This window comes from Yoonia sp., assembly GCF_017854415.1.
Classification (GTDB): domain Bacteria; phylum Pseudomonadota; class Alphaproteobacteria; order Rhodobacterales; family Rhodobacteraceae; genus Yoonia.
The window spans coordinates 1-2,674 of record NZ_JAFMHR010000225.1 but is presented as its reverse complement, the minus strand read 5'-3'; the positions used below and the strand labels follow the sequence as shown (position 1 = coordinate 2,674).

Below are 2,674 nucleotides of genomic sequence, written 5' to 3'. Positions count from 1 at the left end.
ATTCCAGCGCCTGACAACTGCCAAGCCAGCTATCGCGGTTGCCGACTTCGACAATGCCCGCAACAGCGCCGATACTGTCATCCTGAAATTGTTGCACAAGCCAGCCAATCGTTTCCGGCGTGAAAACTGAATCTGCATCAGCAATCAGAAAGAAAGGCGTCTCCATTTCATCCAGACCATAATTCGCCGCAGCCCATTTGCCACCGTTGGCCTGCCGCAAGACCGTCACCCTCGGGTCGTCACCAAAAGCACGGGTGACCACGTCAAATGTCGCGTCTGTGGATCCGTCATCGACAACAATGACGCCCAAGTCGGGATAAGGGGACGCAAGAATAGAGTGTATGCAGCTTTCGATAACTTTTTCTTCATTGAAGGCCGGTATCAATACAGTGACCGGTGGCGTCCAATCAGGATTGAATGCCCGCTTTGGACGCCGCGCAATTGCGAGTATCAGATAGATCAAGGATCGTACGGCCGAATAGATCAGAAACCAAAAGAAGATGACGTTCAGTTCGTTCTGCATGAACTTGGCCACCCCAAAGACAATACCGGCCGCCACATGGGTTTGCCCAATAGCGACGGGCATCGCCTTATCCAGCGGCATTCCTGCAACCTCGCGCACCGAAAGAAACCGGTAGCCCTGCTCGTGCAATCCCCCAAGTAGCGGCGGCAATCCGGTCAGCACGCGATCCCAATCCTGGGGCCCCGCATGGATCGCAATGCGGTTATCGTTGTTGAACCGGCTGAACCAGTTTGTGCGAACCTCTTCGCTCACGGTTTCAAGTGCATTTGGGCCGTACTCTACTGCAGGTGTAACCGGCACATAGCCTGCCCGAATAAGCAGGTCCGCGTTGCGCACCAAGTCAGACCAATCGCCAACCTCGCCCGCTTCGATGATCCGCGTCCGGACACCGGTCCGGTCAGCAACCAGTAACTGGCGGGTTCTTTCTGCAATCTGGTCAAAAGGCGGTAGCATGCGATGGCTATTCGGCTCTTGCAGGCCCAGCGTATGTCCTCCGGCAACGATACTTTGTGCTACCTCTGCCTTGCCGATCAGGTCACGCGGTGACACTAGAAATGTCGCCTCGATACCGCTTTCGTCCAATATGCCAGACAATCTCGGCCAGATTTCGACAGGCGGAAGATCAGCAAAAGACACGACGATTCCCGCGTCCTGTTGCCCATCCCGCACCAGCCGTGCAGGCAATGGAATGATGTCATAGGTTTCTGACAGGATTTCATTGCTGTGGTCATCAAGGATCAAAGACCGCTGGCCTGACAGCAAAGGTTCAGCCGCGACAATGATAATCCCCTCACCTTCCATCTGGACTACAGAGTCCAAGTTGATAGGGGCCGACAAGATTTCTTCTATCGGTTTCACGTCTTCCAGAATGTCCCAGATAGCAGGATCTTCGGCACCGATAGGCCATACAGCCACGGCCGTTTCAGGCCCTATCCGTTCAAGCTGCATATGGACCGATAAAGCATCCACGGCCCATATTTCGTTGAGAACGCCAAAGGTATCTACATATCGGCTTCTTACCGCGTTCGCCCAAGGGATATAGGTGACCGCTGCACCTGCCGCGGATGTCGTAGCCATCGCTTCGACAAACGGGACCGTATCCATGCCAGAACCACCGCTGCGCCAGCCTTGGCCACGCATCCCCAACCCGAAGACGAGCTTTTCTGAATCAATCAGTCGCGACGCCCGATCAACCATATCGGAAAACCAGGCCTTCGAGGCAGGTGGAGTGGCCGGACTGTTCGATGTGCGAAAAACCAAAGCAACGCCAAGATCCAGCGCATCGACCAGCGGGCGGTCATTCCAGAATGCGGCATCTGCCGATCCGATGACACAGCGCTTTCCTCCTGGGATCAATGTGCGCACTGCCGCTTCAACAAGAAGCGGGGAAATCTCTGGTCTTGCAGACATATCAAGGCAAAGCCCCGCCCTGGGACCTTCATTCAAAAGACCAAGCCTGAAGGCAAGACCGGATAATTTTGCCGGGTCAGAAAGAATTGCGGCAACGGTCTCATCGCTCAAGCGTGACGAAAACTTCAGGATAGGGAGTGTTCTGGTGCCCAACCCGTGGATCGGAGCAGAAGACATCAATTGCACAGATCCATCGGCGTCGCTGACAGAATATACTTCTTCAAACAACAGGTCGATGTCGTCACAGTGCCGCATGACAGCCGCACGCGCAGCGGGGTCGGCGGCAGGCAGGAAGGCCATAATCTGGCGGCTTGAAACGGATTTTCCAAAGCTGCAATCCGGTTGATTGCCACTATCATAGACCCATTCACGCACAGATACCGGCTGCGGCGTCAGCGTCGTTCCAGCATCCGATATCAATAAATTGATGACATGCTGTTCGGTCACCGGTTCCAGATCATCAACTGAAAACACTTCGAATGAAAACTGGCCCAGAACCGCCAAGACGGCAGATATCGCCATCAATAGAAAGCCATGAACTAGCCGACGGCGCAGCCGCGTACGCGTAGAAAACACCGCTCTTTCAGAGGCAATATCCCTCATCACTCATATCCCCACCTGTCAAGGATGACTTGAAGAATCGAAAATATCAGAGCGCCGCATGAGACATATTGATATATGTTAATTAGTTGACGGATAAATTGGTGAAGATACTAATTCTATGGTGAACCCAGCTACGAA

1 protein-coding gene is annotated in these 2,674 nt (G+C 53.7%); it reads right to left on the bottom strand.

Going from position 1 to position 2,674, the window contains the following annotated elements; all coding sequences use genetic code 11:
* Positions 1–2,455 (bottom strand): glycosyltransferase (locus QZ197_RS15755; RefSeq protein ID WP_296433170.1); only part of this gene is annotated, 2,455 nt, incomplete at its 3' end.
* Positions 2,456–2,674: the final 219 nt, after the last annotated feature.